Source organism: Halomonas sediminis (genome assembly GCF_044871105.1).
GTDB classification, from domain to species: Bacteria; Pseudomonadota; Gammaproteobacteria; order Pseudomonadales; family Halomonadaceae; genus Vreelandella; species Vreelandella zhuhanensis.
Genome location: NZ_CP085246.1, coordinates 46,341 through 72,014, shown reverse-complemented (window position 1 = coordinate 72,014; position 25,674 = coordinate 46,341). Strand labels below are relative to the sequence as shown.

The window sequence follows — 25,674 nt, the reverse complement described above, 5'->3', positions numbered from 1 at the left end:
ACAGATTACAGGCTACCGCGACACTCTCTCTCGGATAAAAACACAGGGTGGCGACTTGGGGTCAGCCCATTGGCTCCAGCAGGTATTGGTCCTTGAGTTTCACGTAGTTACCTGCGGTATAGGTAAAGAAGGCACGTTCCTTATCCTTCAGCGGTCGCATGGCCTTGGCCGGGTTGCCGGCATAGACATAACCGCTTTCCAGCTGTTTGCCCGGGGTAACCACTGCCCCAGCCGCAATGATGACCTCATCTTCCACGACGGCGCCATCCATGACGATCGCGCCCATCCCCACCAGAATACGATTTCCCAGAGTGCAGCCGTGAAGAATCGCCTTGTGGCCGATAGTCACATCATCGCCGATGGTCAGCGCGAATCCCGCCGGATTGAAGTCACTGGCATGGGTAATATGCAACACGCTGCCGTCCTGCACGCTGGTGCGTGCACCAATGCGGATACGGTGCATATCGCCGCGAATCACCGTCATCGGCCATACCGAGCAATCATCACCCAACACCACGTCGCCCAGCACCACACTAGCCGGATCGACATAAACTCGCTCGCCTAGCTGGGGTGACACCCCCTGATAGCCGCGAATAGCCTGATCTTTCATGGTATCTCCCGTCATTGAAAACCTGCTTTATGGCACTAGAGCAAAGCGCTCAACAGCACGACAAGGGTGAGCGGTATCGATACCCAGCGCACTACCAGGCGCCACAGCCGGAACATTCGCTCGCTGGACCCCAGTGCCTCGGCCGCAGCAGCCTGAGGCATTATCCAGGCAGCGAAGATGGCAATCAGCATGCCACCCAGCGGCAAAAAGATGTCCGGCGGAATACTGCTCACCAACTCAAACACATTACGCCCGAACAGCGGGCGAAAGTCGGCCAATACCGAGAATGACATCGCGGCCACCACGCCCACCAGCCATACGCCACTTCCGACTGCCACCGATGCCATGCCTCGCTTCCATCCCAACCCTTCCAGTGTCGCCACCATGGGTTCGGCTAGATTGATCGCCGAGGTCCAGGTGGCCAGCAACAAAAGCAAGAAGAAGGCACTGAGCCATACGGCCCCCCAAGGCAAATGGGAAAATGCGATAGGCAAGGTGACGAACATCAGCCCCGGCCCTTCGGCGGGGTCCATGCCTTGAGCGAACACCACGGAAAATATCGCGATTCCGGCGATCAGCGCCACACTGATATCCAGCACCGCAATGGTGGCCGCCGCCTTGGGCAGGCTCTGTTCCTCAGGCATATAGGCGCCATAGGCCATGAGTGCACAGGCACCCACCGCCAAGGTAAAGAAAGCATGGCCCATGGCGTGCAGTACGACCGACAAGGTCACGGCATCAAAAGCCGGCACAAACAGCCAGGCCAGTGCCGGGCCGAATCCTTCAGTAGTCGCGGCATAGCCCGCCAATAACAATAACAAGATATACAGCAACGGCATCAATAGATTGTTGAGTCTCTCCAAGCCCTTGGCGACACCTGCTGCCACCACGCTCATGGTCATGAACAGAAACAACGAATGATTGAAAACCAACAGTCCAGGATTCGCCAGGAAGGCATCGAAGCCTGCTCCGATCTCGGCGGGGCTTGCCTGTATAAAATTGCCATTGACCGAGGCCACCAGAAACTCTATCGACCAACCGGACACCACCGAATAAAACGACAGGATGCAAAATACGGTGAAAGCACCGAACACCCCCAGCCAGCGCCAATGGCGGGAGGCCCCTGCCTGGGTCGCCAAGGCGCCCAATGCCTGCATTGGCCCCCGGCGCCCGGCTCGGCCGACCAGAATTTCGGCCATCATCACCGGTACCCCCAGCAATACCACAAAGGCGGCGTAGATCAGCAAAAAGGCTGCACCTCCGTTTTCTCCGGCTATATACGGAAAGCGCCAGATGTTACCCAGCCCCACTGCGGCACCGGTGACGGCCAAGATAAAGGCCCGCTTCGAGCCCCAGCGCTCCAGCGTCTCGCTCATCGATTACTCCTGCCCATTGGCGTTTGGAAGCGAGCAAGACTAGCAGGCCCTTGCACCGCCGCCAAACCTTGCCATTGAAACCTATGACACTTGCCCGCATTTATGGCCTTAACAGAAGTCTTTTCCGCTTTTTTTTCAGCGACTCCTGACCATCACTATCGAGGTGCGCATGTCCCGCAATCCCTTGCTCGAGACCCATCAGTTGCCGCCCTTTGACGAAATTCGCCCTGAACACGTGATACCGGCGATGGAAAGCCTGCTGGCAGACAATCGAGCGGCCATTGAAAAACTCACCGCTCAAGCCCAGCACAGCACTCCCACCTGGGAAAGCGTTGCGGCACCGCTGGAAACATTGAACGATCGTCTCAGCAAAGCCTGGGCACCGGTTTCTCACCTCAACGGCACCATGAATTCTCCCGAATGGCGCGAAGCCTACCAGGCATGCCTGAGCAAACTTTCCGACTACAGTACCTGGGTGAGCCAACACGAAGGCTTGTTTCATGCTTGGCAGGCACTCAAGGAAGGGCCCGCCTGGGCCGAGCTGGATCAAGCCCAGCGCCGCACGGTGGAGAATACCCTGCGTGACTTCCACCTTGCGGGTGTCGATTTACCCCAGGCCCAAAAAGCCCGTTACGGCGAGATCAAGGCGCGCCTTTCTGAGCTTTCCAACCAGTACTCCAACAATGTGCTGGACGCCACTCAAGCCTGGTACAAGCAGGTTGACGACGAAACCGAGCTTGCCGGTCTCCCGCAGAGCGCCCTGGATAACCTCAAGGCCAATGCCCAAGCCAAAGAGCTGGAAGGCTATCGGATCACCTTGAATTTCCCCAGCTTCTATCCGGTGATCTGCTACGCCGATAACCGTGAATTGCGCCGTGAGGTGTACACGGCCTTCATCACCCGTGCTTCCGACCAAGGGCCGGATGCCGGGCACTTCGATAACGCTCCGCTCATGGAAGAAATCCTGGCGCTGCGCACCGAGCTTGCCGAGTTACTGGGTTTTGCCAGCTACGCCGACTATTCGCTGACCACCAAGATGGCGGAATCTCCCCGGCAAGTCCTGGACTTTCTGGAGGACCTGGCTCGCCGGGCGGTACCTCAAGCCCAGGAAGAGTTCTCCGAGCTTGCCGACTACGCCAAGCGTGAATTGGGGATTACCCAATTGCAGCCTTGGGATGTGGCCTATGCCAGTGAAAAGCTGCGCGAAGCACGCCATGTCATTTCCGAAGAACAGTTACGCCCTTACTTTCCGGCACCCAAGGTGATAGACGGGCTATTTCAGGTCGTCGAACGTCTCTACGGCGTGCGTTTCAAGGAAGATTCTGAGGCGCCGCGTTATCACGACGACGTGCGCTACTACCAGATTACCGAAAACGGTGAGGTCATCGCCGGCTTTTATCTCGACCTTTATGCCCGAGAAGGCAAGCGTGGCGGTGCCTGGATGGCCGATTGCCGAGTACGCCGCCAGAGCAGCGAAGGGCTTCAGTTGCCGGTCGCCTTCTTGACCTGCAACTTCACGCCGCCTGTAGGAGATCGACCGGCGCTGTTCACTCATGATGAAGTGACCACGCTGTTTCACGAGTTTGGACACGGCCTGCATCATATGCTGACCCAGCAGCAGATCGCCGACATTTCCGGTATCAATGGCGTGGCATGGGACGCCGTTGAACTGCCCAGCCAATTCATGGAGAATTTTTGCTGGGAACGCGAGGGGCTCGACTTGCTCGCCAGCCACGTGGAAACCGGCGAGCCGTTGCCCCCCGAGCTTCTCGAGCGCCTGCAAGCCGCCAAGAATTTCCAGTCCGCCATGGGCATGGTTCGCCAGCTGGAATTTTCGCTGTTCGATCTGCGCCTGCATCATGAACTCAAAACCCCCACCGCCACACAGATTCAGGCCTTGCTCGACGAGATCCGTGCAGCGATCTCGGTGGTACCCAAAACGGACTTCAATCGCTTCCAAAACAGCTTCGGGCATATCTTTGCCGGCGGCTATGCGGCAGGCTATTACAGCTATAAATGGGCGGAAGTGCTGTCGGCGGATGCCTGGAGCGCCTTTGAAGAGGCCGGTATATTCGACCCCGAAACTGGGCAGCGATTTCGCCGTGAAATTCTCGAACCCGGCGGTCTCCGGGATGCGGCGGATCTATTCCGCGCCTTCCGAGGCCGCGATCCAAGCGTTGAACCTCTACTGCGCCACAGCGGCATTCATGCCGCCTGACATTCACTTCGGTTGCTCGCCGGCATTGGCCGGCGAGCAACTTTCTGGGAGCCTCTTATGGCTGTTATCAAACGTTTTATTGCCGGGGTCACCTGCCCCCGCTGCGCCGAGATGGACCGTATCCGTGCATGGGAACAAAACGGGATTCGTTATCGCGAGTGCGTAAGCTGTGATTTTTTTGAACAGCTGGCCATTGAAGACGAGGCACTCGGCGAACTGAACACCCGGGTTAATCAGGTAAGAGATGAACAGAAGCAGCAGGACGTTCAGCCGGTACGCATTCTGGATCCTGGCAAGATCCACAAGCCGTAATTTTGCGCTTATCGCCCTTGCGCTTATCACCAGAATGTCCGAAAAACCGCACATGAGCCAACCAGTAGTGTGCGGTTATCCAGCCACTTTCCACTCTTCCCTTTTCGACTTTTGTCGAACCTCCCCGTATTAACCTTTTGTTTTTAATGCTTTATTTATTTTATGGTTCGCTAATTGCAGTTGATTAGAGTGTCAGCATGGCCGTCTGGTAGCCAAGACGCTTACCCAAACGGCCATCAATCAATATTCCAATAAACAACGGGAAAATCGACATGCGCAACATGATGCCCAAGACTTTCACCCTGCTCGCCGGTAGCGCCCTGCTGGTAGCCGGTACCGCCGCGCACGCTGAGCGTTCGGATTGGCCGGACAACTTCACCGTAGGGACCGCAAGCCAGGGCGGCACCTACTTTGTTTATGGCTCCGGCTGGGCCAACTTCATTGCTGACGAGCTGGGTATTTCCGGCGGCGGCGAAGTCACCGGTGGCCCGACCCAGAACCTGGCGCTGGTTCATGAGGGCAATGTCGCCTTCGGCCTGACCACCATGGGACCCGCCGCGGATGCTGTGAGCGGTAAGAGTCCCTTGGCACCGGGCCTGGAAATGGACAATGTCTGTGCCATGTTCCCGATGTACGAGACACCCTTCTCGATTACCGCACTGGAAAGCTCCGGGATTACCTCGATTTCCGAGATTCCGGATGGCGCCCGCATCGGCTTCGGCCCAGCCGCGTCCACTTCCGACACCTATTTCCCCGAGATTCTGGAAACCCTAGGTGTAGAGTTCGATCGGCGTAACGGTGGCTGGACGGACCTTGGCGGCCAGTTACAGGATGGTCTGCTCGACGTAATCGCCTTTGCCGCCGGCATTCCGATTCCGGCTGTTAGCCAGCTGGAAGTGCAGACCGATGTCAACATCATCGAGTTCACCGAGGAAGAGCAACAGACCGTTATCGAAAATTTCCCGGTAGCGGAATTCTCCATTCCTGCCAGCACTTACGAAACACTGGAAGAAGACGCCCGTGCAGTGTCCATGTGGAACTTCGCCATTACCGGTTGTGACCTCCCGGAAGACTTTATCTATGAAGTGACCAAGGTCACCATGGAAAACAATGACCGCATGCGCTCCATTCACCGTAGTGCTGCAACTACCATTCCGGAAAACATCAAGCATAACAAAGTGCTGCCTTTCCATCCGGGTGCGGCTCGTTGGTACGAAGAGAACGGCTACGAAATCGACCCTGACCTGATCAAGTAAGCCTTCCCTTTGTTAGCGGTGCCCCGTGCCGGCCATGCCGCACGGGGCATCTTTCGCTTTTTGCCCCCTTTTTTTGCTTTTGCTGTGAGGGTGACCCCATGAGTCACAAACCAGACCAAGATCCTACCGGCTTCAAGGATGACGCCCCGACGCCACCCGACACTATCGCCTCTGGTGTCGATGAAGATATGGTGGAGTCCAATCGCCGCGTTTTTGCCGGCTGGCAGTGGCTTCTGTTTGCAGGGTTAGCGATTGCTTATTCCAGCTTTCACCTAATTTCACTTAATGTCTATCCGATGGAAACCTGGTCGTTTCGTATCGTGCATATTGCCGGGGCATTGATCTTGGGTTACGGGCTGTATGCCGGTGCCCGTTTTGCCGATCAGGAGCATCGCGCTTCCGCGCCTTGGTTAGGCTGGGTGAGCTATGCGCTACTGATTCCAGCGATCTATTCGCTGATTCAGGTATTTTTCATGCAGCAAACCCTGAGCGGCGGTGCCCTGCGTATCGACTCGCAGGTGGAAACTTGGCATTTCGGTTTCCCCTTGATAGCCGCCACTGTGGCGAGCATCGGGATTTCCTGGTTCTATCGCCAAGCTCGCCACCGTTTCACCCCCGCCGACCTGGTGTTGATGGTCTGTGCATTGGCGAGTTCCGGTTATTTATTGGTGGCTTATAACACCGACATCCGGATGTCGACCGGCACTTCCTTTGCTCCTCCCGGCATTACTTGGGCGGCGATTGCCGGCTCTCTGCTGATTCTTGAACTGACACGACGCGTCACGGGGCTGGCACTGGTGGTCATTTCGGCAATCTTTCTGCTTTATGTGTTTGCCGGCCCCTACCTGCCCGGTTTTCTCGGCTATCCCGGACTGTCAATGAACCGCTTCTTCAGCCAGGTCTATACCGATGCGGGCATCCTCGGCCCGACCACGGCGGTCTCATCGACGTACATTATTCTGTTCATCATCTTCGCTGCGTTTCTGCAAGCGTCCAAGGTGGGCGATTACTTCGTCAACTTTGCCTTCGCCACTGCCGGTCGTGCACGTGGCGGCCCGGCCAAGGTCTCGATCTTTGCATCCGGCCTGATGGGCATGATCAACGGCACCAGCGCCGGTAACGTGGTATCCACCGGCTCGCTGACCATTCCGTTGATGAAAAAAGTGGGGTATCCCGCGCGCAGTGCCGGCGCCATCGAAGCTGCGGCGTCCACTGGCGGCCAGATCATGCCGCCGATCATGGGGGCAGGCGCCTTTATCATGGCGGAGATCACCGGTATTCCCTATACCGAAATTGCCTTGGCGGCGGTGATTCCAGCCATCCTTTATTTTGCCTCGGTCTACTTCATGGTGGATTTCGAAGCTGCGCGTAAAGGCATGCGCGGCATGCGCAAGGATGAGATTCCGCTGTTCTCGAAACTGGTGAAGCAGGTCTACCTGTTTACGCCGATCATCATTCTGATTTTTGCGTTGTTCATGGGTTATTCGGTGATTCGTGCCGGTACCCTGGCCACTGCGTCGGCCGCTGTAGTCAGTTGGTTTTCGCCTAACAAGATGGGCATACGCTCCATTCTCACCGCCTTGCAACTGGCCGGCACCATGGCGATTCAGATCATCGCCGTCTGTGCCTGCGCCGGCTTGATCGTGGGGGTTATCTCCCTGACCGGGGTGGGGGCTCGCTTTTCTTCGCTGCTACTCGGCCTGGCCGGGGTCAGCCAGCTGCTGGCGCTGGTGTTCGCCATGTGCATCAGTATCTTGCTGGGCATGGGCATGCCCACCACCGCCGCTTATGCGGTCGCCGCGTCAGTGGTGGCGCCAGGGTTGATCAATATCGGCATTCAACCGCTGGTGGCGCACTTCTTCGTGTTTTACTTCGCCGTGGTCTCGGCGATCACGCCCCCCGTGGCCTTGGCCTCGTATGCGGCAGCGGGGATATCCGGTGCCAACGCCATGCAGACGTCGGTCACCTCATTCAAGATCGGCTTGGCCGCCTTTATCGTGCCGTTCATGTTCTACTACAGCCCGGCCATGCTGATGGAGGGTAGCTGGATGCAGATCCTGCGCGTGGGCGTCACCGCCACCCTGGGTATCGTACTGCTCGCAGGCATGGTGCAGGCCTGGTTCTTCGGTCCGGTCAAGGTCTGGCAGCGGGTGATCATGCTGATAGGTGCCATCTTCATGATCTATGGGGGCGTTTATACCGACATTGCAGGACTGGTGATCGGAGCGGCGCTATTCTTGATGCAGCGCAAGGCGCATGGCAATCATGCCAGCGTGAAGCCCACCACCTGAAGCCAGCTTGCGTTATAGGCGCAATGTTTCACGCACAATAAAAACCACCGACATTGTCCATGTCGGTGGTTTTTTGTTAACTACCGGAAAGTTCGACCACACCACAGGCCTTGCGTGGGCCACCGCCGCCATCCTTGGGTTCATTGGAATAAGTATCGCCCTGTGCATGAATCACTAGGCTGCGTCCCTGCATGTCATCGAGGCTGAGCCGTGGCGCCAATACCGGATGCATGGCCTCGCCCTCCTCATTGACGGTAAGTACCGGGAGATCACCACGGTGCCCCTCACCATAAGGCCCTTCATGGCTGCCGGTATTCTCGGGGTCATAATGGCCACCGGCCTGGCCCGCCGCGACCATGTCTCCAGCATCATTTTTGCTCGGTTCACAGCTGGCATTTTGGTGAACGTGAAAGCCGTAGACGCCGGGTATCATGCCCGAAAGGTCGGGCGTCAAAAGTAGTCCGTCTTTTCTCTCTTCCAGAGTGACGGTGCCAATCGATGTCTCCATGCCGTCTTTACTGACCCAATGCATCTCGACGTCGTGCTGTTCCTGTTCTTGAGCATGGGTTGTCGCACCGACAAACAGCAGAGAGACGGCGACTCCCGAGAGAATTAAATGGCGCATCGTGCAGCTCCTTCATTCGGTTTGCATGGAACCTACAGAACTCAGGCTAGACGCTTGACCGAAAGGCCGCCAACTCGCTTATTCAAGCTCTCATCTTTCGGGTTTATCGTAAATTATCGAGCACGCGCAGCGGCGCTTTGGATTGATTCAGGGTATAGAAATGCAATCCCGGAGCGCCGCCATCCAGCAGGCGCTGGCATAGGCGTGAAATCACGTCCGTGCCGAAATCACCGATCGCCTCGCTGTCATCGCCGTAGGCTTCGAGTTGCTTACGAATCCAACGGGGTATTTCCGCCCCACAAGCATCGGAAAAGCGCGCCAGCTTGGTATAATTGGTAATCGGCATGATACCCGGCACGATAGGCTGTTCCACGCCCAAGGCACGCGCCTTGTCAACGAAGTGGAAATAAGCGTCAGCGGTAAAGAAGTATTGGGTAATCGCCAGGTTCGCTCCCGCTTTCATCTTACGCGCGAAGTTTTCCACATCCTTGTCGAAGCTGGGTGCCTGGGGGTGCGACTCCGGGTAAGCGGCCACGGCAATCTCGAAATGATCGCCGGTTTCCTCGCGGATGAATTCGACCAGTTCGTTGGCATAGCGCAGCTCGCCGATGCTGCCCATACCCGAAGGCATGTCACCGCGTAGCGCCACCAGGCTGTTGATGCCTTCCTCTCGATACTGCGCCAGTAACTCGCGCAACTCACCCTTGTCACTGCCGATACATGAAAGGTGGGGCGCAGTGGTAATTCCGCTGCGGCCCACTTTACGCACTACTTCACGGGTACGTGCCTGGGTCGAGCCGCCGGCGCCGTAAGTCACCGAGAAAAAACGCGGGTTACGACTCGCCAGCACATCACACACTTGCATGAGCTTGTCGCGCCCGGCGTCGGTACCTGGCGGAAAGAATTCAAAGCTGATACCCAAGGGGTGCTCTTGGCTGCTCATGCGTTTTTCCTCATCATCTAAAAGGTTATATGCGATTATTGGCGATATTCTCGCCTGTCCTGGCGCCATGAGCCAATGAAAGATTCCCGGCCGAAACTTCAATTTGATTCATGTTCTTTTCCGTCTTTGAGGAACCCAGATGCTTGCCTTGAACCCCGCCACCCTGACAGGTCCGCTATTGATGCTGTTGAGTTTCGTCGGGCTGGGGTGGCTCGCCGCCAGGCGTCTTGCTGTCGACCCGCACCCCATCGCCACACTGCTGATTTACCTGGTCGCCCCTTTGACCTTTTTTCGCGCCTTGATGCAGGGTGGTCCCACAGCCGATTATCTTCTGCTGACGCTCGCCCTGTTCGTGCTTTCCAGCTTGATTGCACTGATTGTCCATCGGCTGGCCCAGCATTTTTTCGACGCCCCGGAAAGCGCTCTGCTAGCCTTTTCATCCGGCACCGGTAACACCGGTTATTTCGGCCTTCCGGTGGCCTTGATCATACTGCCAGCGGAAGGTGTCACGCTTTACCTGTTCTGTCTGCTGGGCATCACGCTTTATGAGTTTACCGTGGGCTTTTACATCAGTGCTCGTGGCCAGTTTTCAGTACGCCAAAGCCTGGTCAAGATCTTGCGGCTGCCCTTGATTTACGCTTTTCTAGCCGCGTTAATGCTTTCCAGTGCCGGGCTTCGCCCACCAGACGCCGTGATGCAATCACTGGATGTATTTCCCGCCACCTATACCCTGTTGGGCATGATGATCATTGGCATGACCTTGAGCCGGGCCACGCTGGCCGCTTGGGACACCCGTCTGGTACTCGCCTGTGTCGGTGTGAGGTACCTGGTATGGCCGCTGGCGACGCTGGTAGCGGTATTGGCCTTGCAGCGGTGGCTAGAGATTTCTCCACCACTGGCCATGGCCTTTTTACTTCTGGGCGTGGTGCCCATGGCCGCCAACGTAGTGGTGGTGGCCATGGAGTTGGGAATTCAACCACAGAAGGGTGCCCTTGCCGTGCTGGTTTCCACCTTGCTGGCGCCTTTTTTGATACCGCTTTATTTCGGCATCATGCTAACGCTGACCAGTCTCGGTTGATTTGAAACCGGCTACCGCCTCGCGCTGCAAACGTTGTGCCAGCTGCTGGATTTCAAGGTGGCTAAAAAATGCCTGCAAGGCCTCACTTCTGACTGAACCGACATCCGGGATAGTCTGCCACTGCTTCAATGTTCGCGCTTTGAGTACAGACCACTCCTCAGCGGTGCCAGCATTTATTCCAGGTGGCACACCGAGAGCCGCCAACCACTGGGGAAACGGTTTTTCCCGTGCGACCTTAAAGCTCTGACGCAATTGAGAGGCTCTGAGAGCCCCCACGCCAGAGACCCCCTGAAGGCTTTCAGTATCCAGACTCATCCAGTCCAGCAAGCCTTCCAACAACCCGGCATCTACCAGAGCTTGCCAAGTACCTTCCCCTATACCACGCATTTCCAGTTGCTCTCCGAGCCAGACAAGCCTGGCGACGAACTGTGCCTGGCAACCCTCGATAAGGCGCAAACAGCTCAGGAGGTGATAGGCCTCGGTAGCCGGTACGTTCAGGGATTCGCGTTCCTCTGTTTGCCAGACCACCTCGGCAAGCTGCGGAATAGTCAAGCCCGCCAGTTGCACCGCTACCTGGTCACCGGCGCGCAGGTCCAGCGCTTGCCATTGCTCAAAAGAGCCCAGCGATACACGGCTGATACGACGTCCTTCAAGCCGGATAGGATACAGCCATACCAAGGGGGTAATACGGCCCGTGCGTCCCACACGGAACTCAATCCCACGCACTTGCGCCAGTGCCTGACGAGGTGGATATTTCCATGCCACTGCCCATTCAGGTGGGCCTGATGACCAGCGTCGACCGGAAGGACGGCTTGATTGGCGCAGTACCACGCCATCGGTGGCAAAGGGTAATGGCCCATTGAACCAGCGTTCACGCCAGTTTCCGGCGGCATCTTGGTCATTAAGCGGATGGGTGTAATCGGCGGTATCAAAGCCCAGCAACGTCAGCGTTTCAAGACGCTTTTCCATGGCGGCCGGGCCATCCGGCCAATCCCACACGAACAGACCGATGTTCGCCAACTCCTTGACGGAAGCGGTTTGCTGCGCCATCACACCAACCACTCGGCTGCGGGCCTCAAGCGTCTTGCTGCGCGATTGCACATGCCTTTCCAAGCGCCAGTAGAGCTCGCCCTGGAGCACGACATCTTCGGGTTCAGGCAATCGATTCGGCACGGCGGGGAGCGCCCGAGCATGGGCGGTCCAGTCTTGACCCTGCTCACCATCCCCACGGCTGACCGCCTGGACCAGCGCACCATCCACATAGCGCAGCGTGACTGCCACGCCATCCACCTTGGGCTGAATCCATACATCCTGCCGACGACTCGTCCAGCGTCTCACGCCCGGCTCATCGGTTTTTGTTAGGCCGGTCTGCACCACTGGATGAGATATTTCCCCGAAGGCTTCGCTCAATGGCTGATGCACCATCGGCCTGCCGAGACAATCTTGCCAGCCGGCCAGGCGCTCAAGCACTTGATCGTAAAGCTCGTCGGCCACCAGGGAGGTGCCCTGCTGATGATAGGTATGATCCCAGCGCTGCACTTGCTCGGCCAAGGCGTCGGCTTCCCGCAACAGGCGGGCTTGCGGCCAGTCTGGACAAGCAATGTCGTCCGCTTGGGCCAAGCCTGCCCCAACGACGCTTATCCCGACGACGCTCAGCCTGACAATAATTATCCGAATGGCTCTCATCCAGACACCCCATGATGGGGCTATCCTTGGCGGCATGGGATGTCTCCTGAACGCTTTCTTGAAGGAATCCCGTCAGCCTAACCAAGTCAGCCATGAAAAACGCCCCCCGGCAAAGCCGTGGGGGCGTTGTCTTACAGCCGATGCGGTCAATGTCTTACAACGGTTACAAACCCGCTGCTTCGCGTAGAGCATCAGCCTTGTCGGTTTTTTCCCAAGGAAAGGCGGTAAAGGTTTCGATTTGCTGCCTGCCTTGATCATCGATCCAGGCATAGCTGGATTCGAATGGCTCGCGACCGAAATGGCCGTAAACCGAGGTCAGACGGTACATCGGATGCAGCAGGTCCAACATTTTGGTAATCGCGAAGGGACGCAGATCGAAATACTCCCGCACCAACTCGACGATCTTGGCATCCTCGATCTTGCCGGTACCAAAGGTGTCGATAGCCACCGAGGTCGGCTCAGCCACGCCAATGGCATAGGCCACCTGAATTTCGCATTTGTCGGCAAGGCCTGCGGCGACGATGTTCTTTGCCACATAGCGTCCGGCGTAAGCCGCGCTGCGGTCGACCTTGGACGGATCCTTGCCCGAAAAAGCTCCGCCGCCGTGGCGCGCCATGCCGCCGTAGGTGTCGACGATGATCTTGCGCCCGGTCAAGCCGCAATCGCCCACCGGGCCCCCTATCACGAACTTGCCGGTGGGGTTGATGTGATATTGGGTCTTTTCATCGAGCCATTCTGCCGGTAACACATGCTCGATGATTTCACGCTTGACCATCTTACGCAGGTCTTCCTGTTCGATGTCAGGATCATGCTGCGTGGAAAGCACCACCGCATCGACGCCGCACGGCTGGCCTTCGCCATTGTAGCGGAAGGTGACCTGACTCTTGGCATCCGGACGCAGCCACGGCAACATGCCGTGCTTACGCAATTCTGCCTGACGCTCGACCAACCGATGAGCATAGTGAATCGGTGCCGGCATTAATGTCTCGGTTTCGTTGCTAGCATAGCCGAACATCAAGCCTTGGTCGCCCGCGCCCTGATCTTCCGGCTTGGTGCGATCCACGCCTTGGGCGATCTCCACGCTCTGCTTGCCGATCAAATTGATCACTCCGCAGGTAACGCCATCGAAGCCGACATCCGAGGAGGTATAACCAATATCGGTGATCACCTCTCGCACCAACGCCTCCAGATCCACCCAGGCCGTGGTGGTGATTTCACCGGCAATAATGGCCACACCGGTTTTTACCAAAGTTTCGCATGCCACGCGCGCCTGTTTATCACGGGCAATGATGGCATCCAACACCGCATCGGAAATCTGATCGGCGATCTTGTCCGGATGGCCTTCGGAGACGGACTCGGACGTAAACAGGGAATATTCGCTCATCGCGCTCTCGACCCTCTGTATCTCGGCTGCAATTAGCGCAGCACCAGCAGGAAATCATGGCAGAACAGGCCTGCCTGCAAAGGAAGGCGGCACCCACCGCTTCGGGAGGCAGAGTCTACACGCTGTAGCCCCGGCTTCCCAGAATTTGCCGCCGCTCCACAAGTCGGCGACAATAGCGCCTTTAATTTCGACTTCAGGCGAGGAGCACCCCATGCCATCCCGTTTCGAACTGGCCAATGCCATTCGCGCTCTGTCCATGGATGCCGTCCAGAAAGCCAAATCCGGCCATCCTGGTGCCCCCATGGGCATGGCGGATATTGCCGAGGTGCTGTGGAATGATTACCTCAAGCATAATCCCAGCGATCCGAACTGGGCCGATCGCGATCGTTTCGTCTTGTCCAATGGGCATGGTTCCATGCTGCTCTACTCGCTTTTGCACCTTACCGGCTACGAAGTGAGTCTGGAGCACCTGCAAAGCTTTCGTCAATTGCACTCGCCCACAGCCGGCCACCCGGAATACGGCTACGCCCCGGGGATCGAAACCACCACCGGGCCACTGGGCCAAGGCCTGGCCAATGCAGTGGGAATGGCGTTGGCTGAAAAGACGCTGGCGGCACAGTTCAACCGCCCCGGCCATACGCTCATAGATCACACCACTTGGTGCTTCGTGGGTGATGGCTGCTTGATGGAAGGCATCTCTCATGAAGTCGCGTCACTCGCCGGCACCCAGGAACTGGGCAAGCTGGTAGTGTTTTATGACGACAACGGCATTTCCATCGACGGTGAAGTCGAAGGCTGGTTCACCGATGATACCGCCAAGCGGTTCGACGCTTACGGCTGGCATGTGGTATCCAATGTCGACGGTCATAATCCGAACGAAATCAAGGCGGCGATCGAATTGGCCAAAAGCCATGACGACAAGCCCAGCCTGATTATCTGCAAGACCGTGATCGGTTTCGGCGCCCCCAACAAACAGGGCAAGGAAGATGCCCACGGGGCACCACTGGGCGAGGATGAAGTCGCCGCTGCACGCAAGGAGCTCGACTGGCCCCATGCCCCGTTTCATATTCCGGAGCCTGTCTACTCCGGCTGGGATGCTCGCAGGGAAGGCAAGGCCCGTCAGGACGAGTGGAAATCACGCTTCGAGCGCTACAGCAAAGCATTTCCTGAACAAGCTCGGGAGCTCAAGCGTCGCCTGAAGCGCCAGCTGCCGGCGGAGATCACCAGCGAAGCGCTGATCGAAAAGGCTCAGGAAAAAGGCGAAAGCATTGCCTCGCGCAAGGCCTCCCTCGCGGCACTCAACGCCCTAGGCCCACAAATGCCCGAACTGCTCGGCGGCAGTGCCGACCTTGCCCCTTCCAACTTGACGTTCTGGGACGGCGCCAAGGCGATTACCCCCCTAGATGCCAGCGGCAACTACCTGCATTACGGGGTACGTGAATTCGGCATGGGGGCGATCATGAACGGTATCGCCCTGCACGGCGGTTTCGTGCCTTACGGCGCCACCTTCCTGATCTTCATGGAATACATGCGCAACTCCCTGCGCATGGCAGCCTTGATGGGGCAGCAGGTGATCTACGTCTTCACCCACGACTCTATCGGTCTGGGCGAAGACGGCCCGACGCATCAGCCTGTCGAACAGCTGACCAGCCTGCGCACTACGCCGAATCTGTGCACTTGGCGGCCTTGCGATGCGGTGGAAACCGCCGCCTCCTGGGATGCCGCGATCAAGCGCCATTCGGGTCCTACCGCTCTGGTGCTTTCGCGTCAGAACCTGCCGCACCAGACGCGCACCAAGGAGCAGCTGGCCAATATCCAGCGCGGGGCTTATGTGCTGAAAGACAGTGGCGGCACGCCAGCGCTGATACTGATTGCTACCGGTTCGGAAGTTTCCCTGGCCATGGAAGCCGCCGCCGAGCTGGAAGCCCAAGGCAAGGAGGTACGCGTGGTTTCCATGCCGTCCGCCTATCGCTTCAACGGACAGAGTGCCGATTACCGCGAAAGCGTACTGCCGCCAAGCGTGACCAAGCGAATCGCCATCGAGGCCGGACATGCCGACTACTGGTACAAGTATGTGGGCCTGGAAGGGCGGGTGATCGGCATGACCACCTACGGCGAGTCCGCGCCGGCCGGCGATCTGTTCAAGCACTTCGGCTTCACGGTGGAAAATATCGTCACCCAAGCCAACGAACTGCTCGGGTAATAAGCCATGCCTGCCGTAGGCGGTTTTCTGTGGCTGGTGGGCTTCTGGCTGGTCGGCGAAACAGTGGTTACGCTCACCGGCCTGCCGGCCTCCGCCGGGGTGGTGGGCATGTTACTGCTCAGCGCTACGCTGATGGTGCGTGGCGGAGTACCCGAAAGCCTGGCCGCCGCCGCACAACCGCTGATCGCCTTGCTGGCCATGCTGATCATGCCGGGCGTGGTGGGAGTATTCTTCATCCTCGATGAAATGGCCGGTTACTGGATGGCCATTCTCTCCGCCTTGATTGTCGGTACCCTGCTGAGTGTCGCCACTACCCTGTGGCTGATGCAGCGCTTGATGCAGGGTTACCATGCACCAGATTGAATCGCTCCGCGACACGCTGCTGGCCACGCCGTTATTTGCCGTGGCGCTTACTCTAGCCGCCTATCTATTGGGCATGGGGATATTTCGCCACCTCGGACAACCCACATGGCTACCCGCCATACTCATCGCCGCGCTCCTTCTGGCGGCTCTCTTGGCACTGAGCGGCATTCCCTACCCCGAGTACAGGGAAGGTGCTACCTGGCTGACGATCCTGCTCGGCCCGGCCACGGTGGCACTGGGCATGCCGCTCTATCAACAATTGTCCCGCATCCGCGAGTTATGGCGTCCATTAGTGGTCAGCTTACCGCTGGCGGCTAGCCTGGCAATACTTTACGCCTTGGGCATTGCCTGGTTGATGGGCGCCTCGCAGCCGATTCTTGCGTCACTGGCGGCAAAGTCGGTCACCGCACCCATCGCCATCGGCATTACCCAACAGCTGGGCGGCTCCATTGCCTTGCTGATGGGAGGCTTGCTGGTCACTGGTGTGGCGGCCATCGCTTTCGTCAGCCTGTTGGCACGCTGGATGAAGATCAAGGATGAACGCATCATTGGGTTTGCCTTGGGGCTCAACGGCCATGCGATCGGTACGGTACGCGCCTTTGAGATCAGCCCCACCGCCGGGGCATTCGCCTCCTTGGGGATGAGCCTGACGGGTATCTTCACGGCCCTGCTGCTGCCACTGGCCTGGCGGCTGGTAGGCGCTATCGGTATGAGCGTAACTAGCTGAAATACGCTATTATCGGCACCCGCTTACGTTAATTCATTTTATTGCTATCCAGAGCGTCAGCCCTTTCATGGCCTACTCCCCTTCGGTATTTCGCATCGCAATCAATGGCTATGGCCGTATTGGACAGTGCGTACTCCGCGCGTTGGTGGAGCTGGGTGACACGGATATCGAAGTCGTTGCCATCAACGAGCTTTCCGACCTGGCCACCATTACCTATCTGACCCGCTACGATACGACTCACGGTCGTTTCCCCGGCCATGTCGAAAGTCGTGATGGTGACTTGATAGTCAATGGTCGTCCCATTCGTGTGCTCTGCGAGCCCGACCCTGAGTGTCTGCCTTGGGGAGTACTCGACATCGACTTGGTGCTGGAATGTTCAGGTAGCTTCAAGGATCGCCATACCGCTAAGAAACACCTTGAAGCGGGCGCCAAGCAATTACTGTTTTCCCAACCAGCGGAAAGCGATGTCGACGCGACCATCGTCTGTGGCATCAACGACCACCGCTTGTCGCGCTCGCAACGCATCCTGTCGGCGGCTTCCTGCACCACCAACTGCCTGATCCCGGTATTGACGGTGCTCGATGAAGCCTTGGGGCTGGCCCATGGCGTCACCACTACCATTCACTCAGCGATGAATGACCAGCCGGTGATTGATGCCTATCACCAAACCGATCTGCGCCTGACACGCTCGGCCATGCATTCGATCGTCCCGGTGGATACCAACCTGGCGCTTGGCATCAACCGGTTGATGCCTCACCTGGCGGGGCGTTTCGAATGCTTGCACATGCGTGTACCGACCATCAATGTCTCGGCCATGGACATGTCGCTTTGCGTGAATCGCCAGACATCGGCCAGCGAAGTCAACGCTCTGTTGCGCCAAGCCAGCCGTGAGCGGCTTGTCGGGGTGCTGGGCTATACCGAAGAACCCATGGCGTCGAGCGATTTCAACCACGACCCACGCTCAGGTATCGTGGACGCCACCCAGACAAGGGTCGCCGGGGGACAATTGGTAAAACTGCTCTGCTGGTTCGACAATGAATGGGGGTTCGCCAATCGCATGCTCGATATCGGTCGCCAGTTGGCCAAGCTTCCGCCCACTCATTAACGTTTCGGCAGCGTTATTTTAAAGCTTTGACAACATGAGGAACTCGCTCACATGAATGTGCACAAGATGACCGACCTGCCCCTAGCGGGTCAGCGCGTATTGATCCGTGAGGATCTCAACGTACCGGTCAAGCATGGCAGCGTCAGCAGCGATGCTCGCTTGCGCGCCGCATTGCCCACTATCCAGGCGGCGACGGCCGCCGGGGCCAAAGTCATGCTGATGAGTCACCTTGGCCGTCCTACCGAAGGCGAACTTACAGAGGAGTTTTCCCTAGCCCCGGTCGCTGCACGTCTCGGTGATCTACTCGGCCGCCCGGTGACCCTGATCAAGGACTACCTGGACGTCGCTTTGGATCTAGCTGACGGCGAGGTGGTACTGCTTGAAAACGTGCGCTTCAACGAGGGCGAAAAGAAAGACGACGAAATGCTTTCCAAGCAATACGCCGCTCTGTGTGACATCTTCGTGATGGACGCCTTCGGTACCGCCCACCGTGCCCAGGCTTCCACTCACGGCGTGGCACGTTTCGCGCCGAAAGCCTGCGCGGGCCCCTTGCTTGCCGGTGAACTGCATGCGCTGGAAAAGGCATTGGCGACCCCAGCACGCCCGATGATTGCGATTGTCGGTGGCGCCAAGGTATCGACTAAGCTGGAAGTGCTCAGTGCACTTTCCGAGACATGCGATCAGTTGATCGTCGGCGGAGGCATCGCCAATACTTTCATCGCGGCCGCCGGTTACAACGTAGGCAAGTCGCTGTATGAGGCCGATCTCATTGGCCAGGCCAAGACCTTGATGGCCAAGGTCAACATACCGCTACCGAGCGATGTGGTCGTGGCCACGGAGTTTTCCGAACAGGCCGAAGCGGTGATCAAACCGGTTGACCAGGTAAGCGATAATGAAATGATCCTGGATATCGGCCCCGAGACCGCCGCTCGTCTGGCCGCCATGCTCAAGGATGCCGGGACGATTCTTTGGAACGGCCCGGTGGGCGTGTTTGAAATCGACCAGTTCGGCAAGGGAACGGAAATCATCGCTCGTGCTATCGCCGAGAGCCAGGCATTTTCCATCGCCGGCGGTGGCGACACCCTGGCGGCCATCGATAAATACGCTATCGCTGACCAGGTTTCGTATATTTCTACTGGCGGCGGCGCTTTTCTCGAATACGTGGAAGGCAAGCAACTGCCTGCCGTCGCCGCCCTCGAGGCAGCGGCCGCATATTAATTCAATACGTTAATCACTCATTTTTGCAAAAGGTAACACCATGGCACTGATCAGCATGCGCCAAATGCTCGACCACGCCGCTGAGCGCGGTTATGGCATCCCGGCTTTCAACGTCAACAATCTGGAACAGATGCGCGCCATCATGGAAGCCGCCGACGCCACCGATTCGCCGGTAATCATTCAAGCTTCCGCCGGGGCACGCAAATACGCTGGCGCCCCTTTTCTGCGCCATCTGATTCTTGCTGCCGTGGAAGAGTTTCCACATATTCCCGTGGCCATGCACCAGGATCACGGCACCAGCCCCGCTATATGTCAGCGTTCCATCCAGCTGGGCTTTTCTTCAGTGATGATGGACGGCTCACTGGGTGAAGATGGCAAAACGCCGATGGATTATGCCTATAACGTCGACGTTACTCGCCGCACCGTGGAAATGGCCCATGCTTGCGGCGTTTCCGTGGAAGGCGAGTTGGGTTGTCTGGGTAGTTTGGAAACCGGGATGGCCGGCGAGGAAGACGGCATCGGTGCCGAAGGCCAACTGTCCCATGAGCAGATGCTCACCGACCCGGAAGAAGCCGCCGATTTCGTCAAGGCCACCCATGTGGATGCCCTAGCTATTGCCATCGGTACCAGCCACGGCGCTTACAAGTTCACCCAGCCGCCCACCGGCGATACACTCTCTATTCAGCGTATCAAGGAGATCCATGCCCGTATTCCGGATACCCATCTGGTCATGCACGGTTCTTCCTCGGTGCCCCAGGAATGGCTGGATGTGATCAACCAGTACGGCGGCGAGATTCCCGAAACCTATGGCGTACCCGTTTCGGAAATCGTTGAAGGCATCAAACACGGGGTTCGCAAGGTCAATATTGATACCGATCTGCGTTTGGCATCCACTGGAGCGGTTCGCCGTTTTCTGGCCCAGAACCCCTCAGAATTCGATCCGCGCAAATTTCTCAAGGCAACCGTCGACGCCATGCGCGACATCTGTGTCGCTCGCTATGAAGCCTTCGGCACTGCAGGCAATGCCAGCCGCATCAAGCCGATCACGCTTGAAGAAATGTCCATGCGTTATGAGCGTGGCGAGCTAAACCCCAAGGTAAGATAACATCACAGTGGTGCTTGACCGGGCGGCCCTTAGAGGCTGCCTTTTTTGTTTTTGTTGCTTTTCTCTAGGCGATATATAGCGCAACCAGACACCAGCTTCAGTGAGATCAAGTTACGCAGTGCCTCACTATGACCTTGCGTCGCTAGGTAAAAATCTTTTCATAGACTGAAGTCACCCTTCCGAACTATTCCATGCTTTCTAAGCGTATTTGTCAAAAAATTACAAAACACTGTTCACAAAAGGGCAAAAATTGCGTTCAATAGCCATTGTTCGGCGACTTATGTGACACTGGCTATCTGCTGAATCGCTTGCAAGGGAACTCTAATGTCTCGCCCACTCTGCCTGCTATTTGATTGCGACGGAACCTTGGTTGACAGTGAACCACTGCTGGCCGAAGAAATGGCGATCAGTTTAAATGCCGTGGGACTGCCTTTCGTGGCCGAAGATTATCTGGGCGAGTTTCGTGGAACACGCTTCAGGCGCATTGTGGCTGAGTTGCAGCAACGACATGGTGCCGTTGATACCGAGCAACTCAATATCATGGAAACTGCGATGCGTGCCAATCTGGCACGACGACTAGAGCTTGAGCTGACCCCTATTCCCGGAGCCATCGAAGCACTCGAGGCGCTTTCAGACTACCCCAGCGCGGTGGTCTCCAATGGGCCAGAAACCAAAATCCGTGCCGCACTGAAAGTCACCGGCCTAACCCATTACTTCGGGGAACGGTTGTTCAGTGGGTATACCGCCAATTGCTGGAAACCAGAGCCTTGTCTGCATTTACATGCTGCCAGCATCATGGGGTTTGCTGCTCGCGACTGTATCGCCATTGATGACGCCATTGTGGGAGTGCGTGCAGCGCTGGAAGCAGGCATGACGGTAATTCACGTGAACCGCTATCCAGATGCCGAGCTAACCCCGGAAGGGGCTATCATGATCACTAGTATGTTTCAGCTTCCGGCAATGGTGGCTAACCTAGTGTCGATGCGTAAAACATCATCTTACCCTGTACGCAATGTACCGTAACGCGAGTATCAAGGAGCTTAGCCATGGCCTCTTCCAGAGATCAGCACACCGGACTAGTGTATTCTACCGAGCATGGTGAAACATGCCCTGCCTGCCGCCAGCCGGTCGAGCAGTGCCAGTGCGAAGAATTGGCTCAACAAGAGCGTCTTGCATTACTGGATGGCACCGTACGCATACGACGTGAAACCAGCGGCCGAAAGGGCAAGGGCGTTACTACCGTAGCCGGTCTTCCGCTACCCGAAGCCGAATTGAAAAATTTGGCCAAACAGCTCAAGAAACGATGCGGTACCGGCGGTGCAGTGAAAGACGGTATCATTGAAATTCAGGGCGATCACCGCGAGACCCTACGCGAGGAATTGAGCCGGCAAGGCTACACGGTCAAACTCGCCGGGGGCTAGTTCACTATCTCGATGCAGCGATTCCATCACCGCCCGCTCGTTTCACTTTATCACTCACCCTTCCGGGGCAAGGAAATCCAATGGTTTGGCTGGAATACCTTTTACCCCTGATATTCTTGTTTCCCATGGCGGCAATGGCCGGCATCGTGGTGACCCTGCGAAACTTGCATGATGCCCGGGTGCATTCACCTCTCGATGCACACTTGCTCAGAGAGCCGGGGCAAGCATTGCGTGACCGGCTGGATAATGCCTTTTCCAGCTTATTTATCAACGGTGCCTTAGGCCCCATTATTAGCCTTGCCCCTCTTGTCTATGGCATGGGAAGAATGCTGTTCGCTCCCCAGCAGGATTGGGTCGAATGGGCGCTGTATGGGTTGCTGAGTACTGGGCTGGTATTGGCTTTCTCTCTACTGTTGATTCGGGATTACCAACGGATCCGACGACTCAAACTGGGCCTGGCTTGTGACCTTGCAATCGGCCAGGAACTTGAGCAACTGATTCGGCCAGAAGCCCACCCTTATTATGTTTTTCATGATGTGCCTACCGATAGTTTTACCATCGATCATGTAGCAGTAACCCCGCATGGCATTTTTGTGGTTGAAACTAGAGCACGTGCCTGGCCGGTTACCACGGATGGGCGTGAACTCAAGCAGGTGGCTGTGGAGCGGGAGCGTTTACGTTTTCCTCACTGGCAGGAACGCCGACCGCTATATAAGACACGCCAAGGAACGCGCTGGATGAGCCAATGGCTAACTCAGCATTGCGGTGTGGCAGTCCCTGTGCAGGGTGTTTTAGCATTGCCTGGATGGGAAATCGATACCCGAGAAGCCGCAGCCGATATATTGGTGGTCAGTGGTGAAACCTTGGCACGGCAGCTGACCGAGCTGACACCCGGCACTATGAGCCAAGCCATTCATGACAAGGTCATTCGCCTGCTTGTAGAGCGTTCACAAACCTTGCAACTCAAGCGCTTCAAGCAGCCGTCGGTTTAACCGCGCAGGCGCCCTCCCATCTCTTGAGCCAAATCCACAGCATAGTGATCGGTCATGCCACCGATAAAGTCGAGCATGCGCCGATAGCTGGCATATAACGGCCACGAAGGTAGAGGGGTATTTTCACCAATCAAGGCCAGTACGCGCTGGTGTTTGAAAGAGGAATGGCCGGTGTGATGCAATTCGAAAGCCGCTCCGATGAAAGCCTCCAGAAGAATGCCCAGGGTGGTGTAAGCGCCAATCTCCAATTTAGCTTTGCGTTCATTCTGGAAAATCCGCTCGCGAGCCAATTGTTTGGCTGCCTGGACACCCCAGCCTAAATCCGGATGGCATAGCTCTAGCAAGTCCTGTTGTAGCGAGCCATTAAGCAAAGCATTTTCATGCTGCACGAATACCGCTCCCACTTCATTGACTGCTCGCTCCATTGCTGCACCTCGCAATAAGGCAATGCAGCGTCGCTGCGAGGCACCCCGAGCCTGCATGGCAGCATAATCCGGTGGAATATCTCCCGCAATTTGTTGAAGAATTTCAGAAACTTCCGAATAGCGTAGAATGCCCATTTCCAGACCATCTTCCAGATCAAGAAGGGCATAACAAATATCATCGGCAGCTTCGACTAACCAGGCCAAAGGATGGCGACACCAGCGCTGTGGCCCTTGCGGAATCAAACCAAGTGCTGTGGCAACTTCATCCAGTAAGGCTTTTTCGGACTGATAACAGCCAAATTTTCCTGCTTGGCCGGCATGTTCCACCGTCCAGGGATATTTCAGCAGAGTCCCCAGCGTTGCAGCGCTCAAGCGCATACCACCATTGAACTGGTTATATTCGATCTGAGTAATTACGCGGAACCCCTGAGCATTGCCTTCGTAGGTTAGAAGATCTTCCCGCTCAGCCTGCGAGAGGCCTTTAAGCAAGCCGCTAGTCTCAGCGCGCTGAAACCAATCGCGGATGGCATACTCGCCCGCATGGCCAAAGGGCGGATTACCGATATCGTGTCCCAGGCAAGCGGTCTGTACGATAACACCCATATCAGCAGGAGTAATCCAGGCAGGTAAATGGTCACGCAACAGCTCACCCACAATCATGCCAAGGGAGCGCCCGACGCAACCGACTTCCAGAGAGTGCGTCAGGCGTGTATGTATATGATCGTTTTCGGTCAGCGGGTGCACTTGGGTCTTTCGCCCCAAGCGACGAAACGAGCCGGAAAAGACAATGCGGTCATGATCCTTATGAAAGGGACTACGGCCGATTTCCTGAGATCCTCCCGGTCGGCTATCGTGCAGACGTTGCGGAGAAAGTAATCGTTCCCAGCGCATTTGGGTCATGGGCTTCCCTCCTTGAACAAAATCGTGCCGCATTCTGCGATTCGATTCTTTGAATGAATCGGCAGTTAAGACAGGGCAAGGCGTCAGCCTTGCTTGTTCTTATAACTGGTTGGATATATAGTTTTCTTATGCCAATCATCCGTTCCGACTCCTTGGCGCTACACGTCACCAGTGCCGACCAACAGACCGCTCTGACGAATACGCTGGCGCTGTATCGGCGATTGGTGCGCGATTTCATGACCGTGGCGTATACGCACTGGCCGCAGGTCGGCGTCTGCGAAGGGAACGCGGTGGTCGAGGTAATAGAACGGCTGATACATCCCACCCAAAAACGACCACAGGTACGCTACACGTCCTTTGCTAAACGCTACTACAAATTTCCATCGTACCTTCGCCGTGTCGCTATTATGGATGCGGTCGGTCAAGTCCGCTCCTTCGTGACACGGTTTGAGGCGTGGCGCAGCGGTGATCGTAAACACCTGCACGCCAAACCACCGCGCCTGACATCCAGCACCAAGACCTTTCCGAGCCTTTACGGGAGCCAGTGCGCCAAGATCAATGCCGATGCCAGCCATGCCTTTATCAAGGTGCGACAGCACAATGATTGGGTCTGGATGGGATTTCGGCTCAAGGGAATATGCCGGTTCCGGGGGAAAGGCAGGGCCAAATCCCCGCTACTGACCACTGACGGTCGACAATGGCAGCTCTCGTTGCCCGAACAGTTCGATCCACCCAAGCCCGCCAAAGGCGCCCCTGACCGGGTGCTTGCGGTGGACGTTGGCATTAACACGGCGGCGACCTGGGCGGTCGTCGATGCTCAAGGCACTGTCCACGCACGCGGGTTTCTCTCGCGCACGGATAAAGACCGGGAGTATCGGCTCATGCAACGCATCCGCCGTCAGGCACGGAAGCAAACCCGGCACGGAAGCCGGTTGCCACCGGGCTTCTGCCGCCGCGATCACCAACGGCTGACCAGTCTGGCGGATAACCAGGCCCATCAGATCAGTCGGCAGCTGGTGAATCTCGCGTTCGACCACGGCTGCCAAGCCATTGCCATCGAAGACCTGAAAGGCTGGCGTCCGAAAGCGTTCGACGGGTCAGGGCCGGTGAAACGCGATAAGGACAATTATAGTCAGTGTACGTTTAGCACCGGCAAGCGCTACCACGCGGACCTTAATGCTGCTTATAACATCGCCGCCCGCGGGCATGTTGTTTACCAAGGGCGTGGCCGCAAGGCTACCGCCCGTGTGAGCTCGCAAACGTCGACTCGCACACCGCGAACTCCGGTCACGCTCTCCACACTTTGGCAACAAAGCGCGTGAGAGTGATGGGAATCCGCGATTCTATTCTTTGAATGAATCGTCGGAGGGTTCAATAGCGCCATTCTGGCACAAAACCTCTGGGCCTGTTTTCCGGGCAAAAAAAATCCCCCGGGG

The 25,674-nt window shown here is 57.0% G+C and carries 22 protein-coding genes; 15 read left to right on the top strand and 7 right to left on the bottom strand.

The features are described 5' to 3' along the window. Positions 1-61 precede the first annotated feature (61 nt). Positions 62-610, bottom strand: coding sequence for a gamma carbonic anhydrase family protein (locus tag LG290_RS00315; protein WP_499835773.1), 549 nt, complete (start codon positions 608-610; stop codon positions 62-64). 35 nt (positions 611-645) lie between these two features. Beyond that, a complete protein-coding gene (locus LG290_RS00310) occupies positions 646-1,986 on the bottom strand; it encodes a sodium-dependent transporter (protein ID WP_499835772.1) in 1,341 nt (446 codons plus the stop codon). 169 nt (positions 1,987-2,155) lie between these two features. Here LG290_RS00310 and prlC point away from each other — a divergent pair, with 169 nt between their 5' ends. The 4 genes from prlC (at position 2,156) to LG290_RS00290 (ending at position 8,063) form a co-directional block, all read left to right on the top strand. Next, positions 2,156-4,204: an oligopeptidase A gene (prlC, locus tag LG290_RS00305; protein WP_499835771.1), complete on the top strand. Its 2,049-nt coding sequence runs from the start codon at positions 2,156-2,158 to the stop codon at positions 4,202-4,204. A 57-nt stretch (positions 4,205-4,261) separates the two neighbouring features. Further along, positions 4,262-4,516 (top strand): YheV family putative zinc ribbon protein, encoded by a 255-nt coding sequence (locus LG290_RS00300; protein ID WP_499835770.1) that lies wholly within the window; start codon positions 4,262-4,264, stop codon positions 4,514-4,516. 272 nt (positions 4,517-4,788) lie between these two features. Then, positions 4,789-5,772: a TAXI family TRAP transporter solute-binding subunit gene (locus tag LG290_RS00295; protein WP_160419790.1), complete on the top strand. Its 984-nt coding sequence runs from the start codon at positions 4,789-4,791 to the stop codon at positions 5,770-5,772. A 98-nt stretch (positions 5,773-5,870) separates the two neighbouring features. Further along, the gene (locus tag LG290_RS00290; RefSeq protein ID WP_499835769.1) at positions 5,871-8,063 is read left to right on the top strand and encodes a TRAP transporter permease; all 2,193 of its coding nucleotides are present in this window, start codon (positions 5,871-5,873) and stop codon (positions 8,061-8,063) included. Positions 8,064-8,139: 76 nt separating this feature from the next. On the opposite strand, the gene sodC is transcribed toward LG290_RS00290, so the two are convergent. After that, entirely contained in the window at positions 8,140-8,688 is a 549-nt protein-coding gene (gene sodC / locus LG290_RS00285) for a superoxide dismutase family protein (RefSeq protein ID WP_160419788.1), read from the bottom strand. A 103-nt stretch (positions 8,689-8,791) separates the two neighbouring features. After that, a complete protein-coding gene (gene metF, locus LG290_RS00280) occupies positions 8,792-9,631 on the bottom strand; it encodes a methylenetetrahydrofolate reductase [NAD(P)H] (protein WP_499835768.1) in 840 nt (279 codons plus the stop codon). A 139-nt stretch (positions 9,632-9,770) separates the two neighbouring features. On the opposite strand from metF, the gene LG290_RS00275 reads away from it, so the two are divergent. Further along, positions 9,771-10,709, top strand: a complete 939-nt coding sequence (locus tag LG290_RS00275) for an AEC family transporter (RefSeq protein ID WP_499835767.1) — start codon at positions 9,771-9,773, stop codon at positions 10,707-10,709. Here the strand turns inward: LG290_RS00275 and ligB are convergent. Together ligB and metK are read right to left on the bottom strand one after the other, a co-directional pair. Then, the gene (gene ligB / locus LG290_RS00270; RefSeq protein ID WP_499835766.1) at positions 10,686-12,431 is read right to left on the bottom strand and encodes an NAD-dependent DNA ligase LigB; all 1,746 of its coding nucleotides are present in this window, start codon (positions 12,429-12,431) and stop codon (positions 10,686-10,688) included. The genes LG290_RS00275 and ligB overlap by 24 nt on opposite strands. A gap of 127 nt (positions 12,432-12,558) precedes the next feature. Further along, a complete protein-coding gene (metK, locus tag LG290_RS00265; protein WP_499835765.1) occupies positions 12,559-13,779 on the bottom strand; it encodes a methionine adenosyltransferase in 1,221 nt (406 codons plus the stop codon). Positions 13,780-13,990: 211 nt separating this feature from the next. On the opposite strand from metK, the gene tkt reads away from it, so the two are divergent. The 9 genes from tkt (at position 13,991) to LG290_RS00220 (ending at position 22,913) form a co-directional block, all read left to right on the top strand. Further along, on the top strand, positions 13,991-15,982 hold the full coding sequence (tkt, locus tag LG290_RS00260) for a transketolase (RefSeq protein WP_499835764.1): 1,992 nt from the start codon (positions 13,991-13,993) through the stop codon (positions 15,980-15,982). Between the two features lie 6 nt (positions 15,983-15,988). Then, positions 15,989-16,345, top strand: coding sequence for a CidA/LrgA family protein (locus tag LG290_RS00255; RefSeq protein WP_499835763.1), 357 nt, complete (start codon positions 15,989-15,991; stop codon positions 16,343-16,345). Beyond that, the gene (locus LG290_RS00250) at positions 16,332-17,072 is read left to right on the top strand and encodes an LrgB family protein (protein ID WP_499835762.1); all 741 of its coding nucleotides are present in this window, start codon (positions 16,332-16,334) and stop codon (positions 17,070-17,072) included. Before LG290_RS00255 ends, LG290_RS00250 begins: the two co-directional genes overlap by 14 nt. A gap of 67 nt (positions 17,073-17,139) precedes the next feature. After that, complete coding sequence (locus LG290_RS00245; protein ID WP_499835761.1) at positions 17,140-18,177, top strand: type I glyceraldehyde-3-phosphate dehydrogenase; 1,038 nt, start codon at positions 17,140-17,142, stop codon at positions 18,175-18,177. 51 nt (positions 18,178-18,228) lie between these two features. After that, positions 18,229-19,395, top strand: a complete 1,167-nt coding sequence (locus LG290_RS00240; RefSeq protein ID WP_499835760.1) for a phosphoglycerate kinase — start codon at positions 18,229-18,231, stop codon at positions 19,393-19,395. A gap of 40 nt (positions 19,396-19,435) precedes the next feature. Next, positions 19,436-20,500, top strand: a complete 1,065-nt coding sequence (gene fba / locus LG290_RS00235) for a class II fructose-bisphosphate aldolase (protein WP_499835759.1) — start codon at positions 19,436-19,438, stop codon at positions 20,498-20,500. A 324-nt stretch (positions 20,501-20,824) separates the two neighbouring features. Continuing rightward, the gene (locus LG290_RS00230) at positions 20,825-21,523 is read left to right on the top strand and encodes an HAD-IA family hydrolase (protein ID WP_499835758.1); all 699 of its coding nucleotides are present in this window, start codon (positions 20,825-20,827) and stop codon (positions 21,521-21,523) included. A gap of 23 nt (positions 21,524-21,546) precedes the next feature. After that, the gene (locus tag LG290_RS00225; protein WP_499835757.1) at positions 21,547-21,921 is read left to right on the top strand and encodes a translation initiation factor Sui1; all 375 of its coding nucleotides are present in this window, start codon (positions 21,547-21,549) and stop codon (positions 21,919-21,921) included. 80 nt (positions 21,922-22,001) lie between these two features. Beyond that, positions 22,002-22,913 carry a nuclease-related domain-containing protein gene (locus LG290_RS00220; RefSeq protein ID WP_499835756.1) on the top strand — a complete coding sequence of 304 codons (912 nt, stop codon included), beginning with the start codon at positions 22,002-22,004 and terminating at the stop codon, positions 22,911-22,913. On the opposite strand, the gene LG290_RS00215 is transcribed toward LG290_RS00220, so the two are convergent. Continuing rightward, a complete protein-coding gene (locus tag LG290_RS00215; protein ID WP_499835755.1) occupies positions 22,910-24,238 on the bottom strand; it encodes a deoxyguanosinetriphosphate triphosphohydrolase in 1,329 nt (442 codons plus the stop codon). The two genes, LG290_RS00220 and LG290_RS00215, sit on opposite strands and share 4 nt — an antisense overlap. 128 nt (positions 24,239-24,366) lie before the next feature. Between LG290_RS00215 and LG290_RS00210 the strand changes: the two genes are divergently transcribed. Then, positions 24,367-25,560: a nuclease/transposase family protein gene (locus LG290_RS00210; RefSeq protein ID WP_499835754.1), complete on the top strand. Its 1,194-nt coding sequence runs from the start codon at positions 24,367-24,369 to the stop codon at positions 25,558-25,560. The last annotated feature ends 114 nt before the right edge of the window (positions 25,561-25,674 follow it).